This is a genomic window from Lacrimispora amygdalina (assembly GCF_900205965.1).
In the GTDB taxonomy this organism is placed as follows: domain Bacteria; phylum Bacillota; class Clostridia; order Lachnospirales; family Lachnospiraceae; genus Lacrimispora; species Lacrimispora amygdalina_A.
Genome location: NZ_OAOF01000033.1, coordinates 1 through 8,989, shown reverse-complemented (window position 1 = coordinate 8,989; position 8,989 = coordinate 1). Strand labels below are relative to the sequence as shown.

Genomic DNA, 8,989 nt, shown 5'->3' with positions numbered 1-8,989 from the left:
TGATTCAACCGATAGTCTTTTATAAAAAATTTATTTAATTATATTTTAAAAGTAAGGATTTGGAGTTCCCCAAAGTTGCGCTGCCCTTTCACTGGAATCATAGTCATAGCCCAATGCTCCGATTGGAAATCTTACAAAACCATACCACGGAGTAACGTCATTATATTTCCTTGTCATGACCTTTCCATCAATCATCAACTGTCCGAGTTCGTTGACCTGATATCCGTCTGGGGTGATGGTATTAGTATAAAGATAACCATATTCATTAAAGCAGTAAGCATACTTTAGACCGTCTTTAGTTCCACTAGGAGAAGTCAATAACCAAGCCCATTGACTTCTATATGAAGAACCTTTACTATCACCAATCCAATAATTACTTATTCCATTTTCATTTAATGATTTCAATGAATCTTGGTGCCAAGTGTCTTGTTCATACTCTTGAGTATTAAAATACTCAGTTTCAGCCGCTTCTGTACCATAAGAACAAATATGTCCGTCTGCATGAATCAATATTCCATTTCCATCCGTTTTTGATCCTCCAGCAAAAATAGCATCTTTCATAAAATTCCCATGAAGATCTTTTACATAATAAGTATAAGTATCTTTCTTAATCGCATTACCCGCGTTCAAGAAAAAATCCTTATTTTCCCACTCATTAGTTGTATACCCAGCCGGAAGTTTATCCGGTGTCCAAATAATCTCCGCAAACGCCGGCGTTGCCATCGTTACAGTAAGTACCGTTGATAAAATTAATCCAAATAATTTCTTTTTCATACTCTTCCCTTCCTTAAAATGCCAACTCCACAGAATGGCTTCTAAATTAAGTTGTTTTTTCAAATAATCTATTTTAAAAAAGAAAGCCTTTTAAAAAAACCTTTTGCGCAAGAAGCTTCTTTCCCTAATTCCGACTTCACCTCAGATTTTAATCCTATTTCCCATTCCTTTTCTACCTGATCCCAAAACTGTTTTGCTCTTTTAATTGCAGACACATCAGGACTCTTCATAACATAAATTTCATCCTCAGGGATTCTATGAAATTTACAATTTGGAAATAGGAACTTAATTGCATCTTCCCGATTTTTATCTTTTACCTTCTGTTCTTCACTCTCATGGTATTTCTCATCACATTCTATAATGTAGAGTAATTTATTGTCATTTTTTCGAAATATTGCAAAATCTACAAAATATACAACACTCAATTCAGAAATTGGTATTCTATACTCTGCCCGAATTTCAATCTGAGATTCTAATTTATCTGGAATTGATAAAACCAGGCCTGTATAAAACAAATAGTTCAAACAAAGTGGTGCTGAATCAGAATCGTCTCGATTTACCCTTATCTTTTCTTTTTCAGGAAACTCTTTTCCATGAAGCATACCCATCAAAGCAAACGAGTCGGCCGTTCTTTTCATGGATTCTTTCCTGTATGCCTTGTTATCCTGCTTTCCCCTTTCAGCACTCTCATAAAATTCCTCTATAAAATCAGATAAAGCCTCTATACATTTTAGTCTCTGATCAACATGATACGAATGAGATTTTTCCAATGCCAAAAAAGGATTCGTACATATTGCCCGTAATTGTCTGTAAAAAGCAGACTTCAATTCCTGCTCTTTTTTCTTCTCCTCTTTAACAAAACAGCCATATATTTCATTACGTTCCTCATGACTAAATTCACCCATTACCTCTTTCATTCTTCTCGTATCCATAGTCAACCCTTACCTAACACAATCATAAATACTGCATAAGTGCTGATAGCTACCACTTTATTTTGGATAACGGCAGCCATTCAGCAAACCTATTACCATGACATTATACCATATTATGGTAATACTTTCAAACTTCTCTTTCAATATCTTTATGCAGAAAACATTCTTTTAATATAAGTTCACGGTTTGATAAGTTATCATCTCCTCCAGTAAGCAGATTATTATAAAATTTTTCCAAATACTCATTGGTTTCCACAATTCCTTTTGCATATGCAGCATAATTGGCACGTACCAATGCATTTCTGAAATATTGACTGTAATCCTTAAACATTTTATTATCTACCTGAAAACCCATATTATTTAGATAACACTCCATAAAAACCGCTGTAGTTCGGGTGTTACCTTCCATAAACGGATGAGCTTGCCAGATGGATGATGTAAAGGATGCAATTCTTTTTATCATCTGTTCCTGCGTGTGTCCAGAATAACTTTTACTTTTCTCTACGTTAAGATCGTACTCTAAGGTATCATTTAGAGCTGTGTAATTTGTGTATTTTACGGTTGCACCATTAAGAATTGGTTCCTGCTTATAAATATTAACCAACCTAAATTGTCCAGCATGATCATATATATCTTTAAACAACTCCCGATGAATGGCTTTTAAGGAAGCAATTTGAAGAGGATAGCCAGGGCTGTCTAAAATATGTGCTATTCTGGCTGCGACAAGATCTGCTTCTTTGTTTCTTCTCTTAATATCCTCAGGCGATTCATTTTCATAACGCTTATACAATAATTCTTCTACTTCTGTATAAGACAATTCCCCTTCAATATTAGCATCTGCCAACTCTGAAAGGTATTTTGTTGGATTTAGACCATCTACTTTCTGAAGCCCCTTGGCAGCATCCCAATATGATTTTTTTATACTCTTATCAGGACTTTCGCCATAAATTTTGTATTCACTTTCTGCCATCTTCTATCCTCCTCTCTGTTTTGCTTTGATCTTTCTCAATACTTAATAATTCATTGTATCTTTCAAGAGTAATTAAGACAAGATCATCATGTCCATTGCTGTGTAAAATTGCCTCTTCTCCTTCATTCACTCGTTCTTTTATTCCCTTCAGCTTCGTTTGAAGGTCCCTGCTTGTCACAACAAACATATTTACTTCCTTTCAAATCAGTACGTATCCTATTACGTATACTTATACGTATATTATACTACTTTTTTGAAGGAAAATCAAGGGTTAAAGTATTAAGTCATTTCTCTAAATTTATCGGCCAAATAAAGTATAATTTCAGTTCATCTTAATGTCCTTTCTGTATCAAAACTTCTTTTCTATCGGTTAAACATATTCGGTTGTCAATGTACAAGTATCTTTCAATTTTTAAGTGATGGGAAACTTAGTTTTTTTGGATATTCTTTTTACATAATACACAGGCACATCTACATACTCTCCAGTATTTAGTAAAACTCCCACCAAATTATCACATGTACCTATCACGATTCCGTATTTCATTTTGTTTTCCAACGTCACGGATACCGGAATGTTTTTATTTTTATCTTTAGTAGTTAATTTCATCCACTGCTCCTATGAATTAAAAGGAAGTCCTTCGTCTTCGACTCCATCAGGAATATTCATAAATCCGTCACCTACGGTACTGGAAGGATCTGGTCTGGAATTATCAGCTGAATTACTTTTACTGTCAGCAAACTCCTGATCATCTACAATCACATCAAAGGTATAAACTTTGACACCTTCTTTGTTTGTGTAATTTCCAGTTTGAATTCTTCCGGATACCAAAACCCTCATTCCCTGACGAAAATATTTTTCCGCAAACTCCCCCGCCCTGTCAAATGCTACGCAGTTGATAAAATCGGCTGTCTGCTCATTACCGTCTTGATTTCTTCGTCCTCTCCGATCAATGGCAAGTGTATACCTTGCAACGGCCATTGATTTCTCTCCCTGAGAATACCTTACTTCCGGGTCACGAGTTAACCTCCCCATTAAAATTACTCGATTCATGTATTCCTCCTCTCCTCCCCTGCAAAAAGCAGAGGAGATGTGTTTTATAATATATGTCTTACTGAATCCATTGCCCTTTCTCGTTTACGCTATAGCCATCAGGAGTAACAGTGTTTGTAAAGAGCTTTCCTCTTGTTCCATCTGAGATTGGGTTGAAAAAATACCAAGTATTATCTATGTTCTGCCAGCCCGTAAGCATCTGTCCCTGGGTTCCATCGGAGGCAGATTTTAAATAGTAGGTATTCCCATCCGCATCTGTCTGCCAGCCAGTTACCATAAATCCATCTTTATCAAACCGGAACCACGACGCCGGCTCCTGGCCGTTTCCTGCATATGGGTTGCTAATATATGCCCATTCATCAGAATAGGTCCGATCAGTTGCAAAAATCCATTTCCCACTTGCCATCTGTGTCCATGTGCCGGTTACTGCACCTGCAGGAGCTGCAGGGCCTTTTGTATTTCCAGCGGTTGTTACGCCTACGGAGCGTCCACCACCACCTCCGCCGCCTCCACTGCTACCACCGGAGGAATATGTATGGTCTACAACTTTAAAGGTAAGAATCACATGTACCGGATCTGATAATTTTCCATCACTGGTCAAGGCATAAATATCAGCTGCAGCTGTTCCTGTATTGGTATGTTTGTTTATTGCTTCTTTTATCCAGCCGGCTGTGACTTCCTGATTGCCATTTAGGACTACCGGTGTAACTGTTCCATTCTTATCTACGGTTAAAATTCCATTGTCAGATGATTTCCATAAAACTGATTTCTTATTTGGGGAGTAAATGGCGGCAGCAAATGCTTTACTTTCTCCTCCGCTCCAGGCAATGGTTGGATTACTTCTCCTTCCCGACTTCGTAAGTACCAGATCAAACTGCTCCGTTTCCCGGTCTGCTTCAATGCACTCTGCCTGAAAGGTAAGAGTTATGCTGCAGGAGGCTATCTTTTTCCCATCTGCCGTTACAGCGGTTATTTCTGCTGCTTTTTCTGCCTTGTATGGTGCTTTTAAAAGCGCTTCTCTGATCCAGTCTGCTCCATCTACCGGAGTAACCGTTCCACTCTGATCCACCGTTACCGCTCCCGGATCGGAAGAAGTCCATACCACAGTCTGATTGTAAGGCTCATGCTCTGCAGTCCCTTCCAATACTGGAAGAACGGTGGCTGTCAGCTTCTTTGTTTCAAAACCGGTCTTTTTTACCGTTTGGGAATTGATATCCCCAGCCTTCTGATATCCCAGGTAATAGGAAAGTGCTGTCTGACTTAAGGTGATTCCCTCTGGTACAATTCTTGTCAGATCATTGGTATTGAAGTTTACCTTTACTTGGCAGACTGCAGATGCCTGATTTCCCAGTTTATCTTTTCCAACTACCGTTATCGTTGCTTCTCTGCTTCCGCTTCCCTGTATTTTCTCGTAACTATCATTGTTTCGTATTCCATCATCAGTAGCCATGATATCCTTAATCCACTTGGCTTCTCTGATGGCAGAAATGGAAGCTTCCCGGTAAGCCTGCGCATCCTGAGATACGGTAAGGACGGCCGGATCGGAGCTTGTCCAGGTTACTTCATCTTTGGAAAAGTAATCCGGGGTAAAGGTTGCGGTCAGGGACTGGGGAGCCGTTACCGTTATCTTTTCCTCCGGTGCTGTCCGGTCCCCGGTTAATGTCCTTGTAACGGTATAGGTTAATGCTGTCTTATCAAGTACTGCCCCTTCTGTTGCTACTAACGTATTATCAATGATTTGAAAGGTGACATTGATCCTGCAGTTATCGGTACAGGGTTTTCCTTCAAAGGAAGTGGAGGGTCTGGTCTGTGCTGTTAAGACTGCAACTCCCCCGTTTTGATGTCCTGCTCCGTAAATGGTATTTGGGATCTTATACTGATAACTTTCTTCTGTTTGTTTCTTTTCCGCTTCCTGAATAATATCCGTAAAAAAGGCAGCTTCCATATTCAATGAGATACTGGCCGATTTTGCTGTATAGCCGTCTGTTTCTTCATCATCGTTTTTCTCAAGATGGATTAACTCCGGATCATCAATGCCCCACTTCACCCGGTTATCGAATACATCATTATTCGCATCAATAAGGGCGGAGATATTCACCGGCTGAACCTGGGTTCCCTGTTCTAATGCACCATTGATATAGCGGGCAATCAGCTTTCCTTCCTTATTTCGGATCTCTGTGGTCTTTGTTGGATTCTTCCGATTTCCGGTTCTTGTCTGTGTTACTTGAAAAGTATAGGTTTCCGGGTTTACATTGATGGAAACTGCTACTTTTTTATATACAGCCGAGACGCTTACATCTTCTGACGGCATGGTAAATGTATAGGAATGGCTGCTGTCTGAATATGTAGTGATCTTTTTCTTTCCCTCTATATTGATGTAAGTAGGGCTTCCCACCATCTGAAACTTTTCTGTATCTGTATTGTTGGGAGAGGTTGTAATACTTACCACGCTCCCGGCAGCAATGGCTCCCCGGTTTTCCTTATCAATGGTTTTTGAATACTGGGAACTTCCTCTTACTTCCATGGAGGCGATATCATAAAAATTCTGACCGTTAGCAACGGTATCGATCTGATCTACCGTTAGCAAATACCCTCTTACCGGGCGGCCCAGGGAATTAGGAGCGAAATGGTCTAACGTAAAATCCCCTGTTTCCTCATCCATAACGTTCAAGATCCCATTTTCCAGTTCTTCGTAAAAGTACTGATCAGAGATGGATTTTTTTGCACCACCTTGTACCAGTGTGTAGTAAAGATCCCCTGAATGCCAGTATCCGATATGTGCTTCATAGGTGTAATCGTTATCATCAATGATCTCTGATCCGCATACATTGGCACTAATCTTGCTTTCGGTATCTGCAAACAGATAGGCCACATCATCAACGAAATTAAAATTCGTTGATGCTCCCTGTCTGGTGCCGATGAAAGTTCCTTCCCTTGCCATGGAGCCAAGCTGAGAGTTCCCGATGGTTCCCTCAAAGCGTGCTACCTTTAACTTCCCGGATGCATATCTTCCGGTGATACCACCAATGGCTGTAGAATGATAACCGCCGATGGTTCCACTTACATGAGTATTTAAAATATTTGTTGCATTCTGATACCCAACAATTCCACCGATGTATCCGGTTCCCTGGATTCTTGCTGTGGTCCCATCACCAGTAGAAACCTCACAATCCACGATAGAAGAATCAGACGCGATCCCGGCGATTCCACCGGCATAGATCACATCGGTTCCGTCAGCGGCATCAATCATCACCTTTTCACAAATAGCATTCTCAATCACGCTTCCGGATAATTCCCCTGCAATTCCTCCAGAGATTCCGGTGGAACTGATATAAGCACTTTTAACGGTTATATCTTTTATAATGGAATCTTCTGCATAACCAGCTACAACTCCTGTCCGGTCATTGCCCTTGATCTCACTGCTATCCGACATAATGGTCACGTTTTCAATCACTGCATCCTTTACGGAGCCAAAAAGTCCAACGTTGTTATAACCAGAAAAGGAAGCAAGTTTTATATTTTTAATAGTATATCCGTTTCCGTTGAAGTTCCCAGAGAACGGATAGGGAACCTCTCCGGAGTTTTCCGTGGAATCCCGGTAAAATCCAATGGGAATCCAGTTGACTCCCTGCAGGTCAATATTGCTGCCAAGGGCAAAGTAACACCCCGAATAATCTCCTGCGTAATCAGCACCTTCTGCATCAGGCACAGTCATACCCATAGCTGATAGTTCGGATAATCCCATCAGCTGTGCTTTTGTTTTAATCAGATATGGCTTTTCCTCTGTTCCTTCTCCCTGACTTCCGCTTAAAAATTCAAAGCTGGTTTTACCGGACCAGGAATCCCAGATATCTCCCAGAGAACTGGACGAAGGGACCGAAGAAAGAAGGGAAGCTGCTAACGCTTTTTTTATATCTGTAAAAGTAGGCTCCGCTGCTTCAGACGGCGTGGCAGTATCTACTGGGTCCTCTACTGGCATTTCAACCGTTTCCGGATCTGCTGTGGGAATTTCTTCCGGTTCCACTCCTGGCAGATCTTCTTCCTTATTGACTTCTTCACCCTCTGTCTCTGTATCAAGGCTTGCTTCAGAAGGTGTGGCCACGGAACTGGAAATTTCTGTTTCTGTCCCCGTTTCCGCATATACCGCCCAAGGCGGTACTGCGGTGACTGTCAGGGCTGCACACATAACGTATGCCAGCCCTCTCACATATTTTTTTTTCATTGCTCCTCCTATTTATTTTTCCAAACTCCATTCTCATCTACCATATAGCCGTCTGGAGTCCTCTCATTTTGATACATTGATCCATAAGGCTTTCCGGGCTTTGTTTTATCATATTTCCAACCATTCGAGTTACTTCCACTAGGATTGCTTCCAAAATAAGTTTGTGACTCATTCTGTTTTGTAAAGTAATACCATTTATGATCAATGAGTTGCCAGCCGGTCAGCATCTTAGTCGTAGCAGGATCAAAGAAATATCTCTTATCATCCATTGGTTCATAATTCCAACCACTTAACGCGGCTCCAAACCTGTCTCCCGGTTCCTTGTTAAGCTTATACCAAGTCTTATCCCCCTCCAGATACCAGTCGTAATTTAACTTTCCTGTTTCATCAACATGGAACCAGTCCTTGCCATCGCCAACCCATTCATCCTTAGCGGTCGTACCATCCGGCTTTGTGTAGGTGACTTCAAGAGGATCATTCGGATTTACAGTAAACGTTCCTCCGGTATCAGGAACCTCTGGCTTTGCCGTACTGTCAATAATCGGTGTGGGAGAAACGGTTATTATCTCCTTTTCCTCTCTATCCTCTAAATCCGGTTTTATTGGTTCTGGGCTTGTAGGTTCTGGGTTCGTAGGCTCCGGGTTCGTAGGTCTCGGATCAATATCACCATTATCAATCTTTTTATCATCAGAAGTTCCTATCTCCCCATCAGGGCCACTCGACCAATGCTCCGGATTTTCCCAACTTTCACCGACTCCCGGTGTAATGTAGGTTCCGTCACCATTGTCTATATAGGGTCCAGTTCCTTCGGGGATTATGTGGATCTGGCGATCATCATCAGTTCCTATCTCACGATCCGGACCATACCACCAATGATCAGGATTTTCCCAACTCCCATCGGCTCCCGGTGTAATGTAGGTTCCGTCGCCGTTGTCTATATAGGGTCCAGTTCCTCCTGGGATTATGTGGATCTGGCGATCATCATCAGTTCCTATGATTCCATCCGGTCCTCTCCACCAATGATCAGGATTTTCCCAACT

General features: G+C 41.1%; 7 protein-coding genes and 1 pseudogene. All 8 read right to left on the bottom strand.

What is annotated here, in order from left to right; all coding sequences use genetic code 11:
* Nucleotides 1-45: 45 nt before the first annotated feature.
* Nucleotides 46-774: a hypothetical protein gene (locus CRO04_RS23990; RefSeq protein ID WP_097006781.1), complete on the bottom strand. Its 729-nt coding sequence runs from the start codon at nt 772-774 to the stop codon at nt 46-48.
* Nucleotides 775-842: 68 nt separating this feature from the next.
* On the bottom strand, nt 843-1,691 hold the full coding sequence (locus tag CRO04_RS23985) for a hypothetical protein (RefSeq protein ID WP_097006780.1): 849 nt from the start codon (nt 1,689-1,691) through the stop codon (nt 843-845).
* Nucleotides 1,692-1,833: 142 nt separating this feature from the next.
* Nucleotides 1,834-2,676 (bottom strand): Fic family protein, encoded by an 843-nt coding sequence (locus CRO04_RS23980; protein WP_097006779.1) that lies wholly within the window; start codon nt 2,674-2,676, stop codon nt 1,834-1,836.
* The gene (locus CRO04_RS23975) at nt 2,663-2,863 is read right to left on the bottom strand and encodes a type II toxin-antitoxin system Phd/YefM family antitoxin (protein WP_097006778.1); all 201 of its coding nucleotides are present in this window, start codon (nt 2,861-2,863) and stop codon (nt 2,663-2,665) included. Before CRO04_RS23975 ends, CRO04_RS23980 begins: the two co-directional genes overlap by 14 nt.
* 225 nt (nt 2,864-3,088) lie before the next feature.
* Nucleotides 3,089-3,283 carry a hypothetical protein gene (locus tag CRO04_RS23970; protein WP_097006777.1) on the bottom strand — a complete coding sequence of 65 codons (195 nt, stop codon included), beginning with the start codon at nt 3,281-3,283 and terminating at the stop codon, nt 3,089-3,091.
* Nucleotides 3,284-3,292: 9 nt separating this feature from the next.
* On the bottom strand, nt 3,293-3,727 hold the full coding sequence (locus tag CRO04_RS23965) for a single-stranded DNA-binding protein (RefSeq protein WP_097006776.1): 435 nt from the start codon (nt 3,725-3,727) through the stop codon (nt 3,293-3,295).
* 58 nt (nt 3,728-3,785) lie between these two features.
* On the bottom strand, nt 3,786-7,949 hold the full coding sequence (locus CRO04_RS23960; RefSeq protein WP_097006775.1) for a hypothetical protein: 4,164 nt from the start codon (nt 7,947-7,949) through the stop codon (nt 3,786-3,788).
* An 8-nt stretch (nt 7,950-7,957) separates the two neighbouring features.
* Nucleotides 7,958-8,989, bottom strand: a pseudogene (locus tag CRO04_RS26465) (hypothetical protein); the annotation flags it as partial.

Coding starts and splice junctions, on each gene's coding strand:
- CRO04_RS23960 (WP_097006775.1), bottom strand. CDS start 7,949: ATGAAAAAAAAATATGTGAGAGGGCTGGCATACGTTATGTGTGCAGCC.
- CRO04_RS23990 (WP_097006781.1), bottom strand. CDS start 774: ATGAAAAAGAAATTATTTGGATTAATTTTATCAACGGTACTTACTGTA.
- CRO04_RS23985 (WP_097006780.1), bottom strand. CDS start 1,691: ATGAAAGAGGTAATGGGTGAATTTAGTCATGAGGAACGTAATGAAATA.
- CRO04_RS23975 (WP_097006778.1), bottom strand. CDS start 2,863: ATGTTTGTTGTGACAAGCAGGGACCTTCAAACGAAGCTGAAGGGAATA.
- CRO04_RS23970 (WP_097006777.1), bottom strand. CDS start 3,283: ATGAAATTAACTACTAAAGATAAAAATAAAAACATTCCGGTATCCGTG.
- CRO04_RS23980 (WP_097006779.1), bottom strand. CDS start 2,676: ATGGCAGAAAGTGAATACAAAATTTATGGCGAAAGTCCTGATAAGAGT.
- CRO04_RS23965 (WP_097006776.1), bottom strand. CDS start 3,727: ATGAATCGAGTAATTTTAATGGGGAGGTTAACTCGTGACCCGGAAGTA.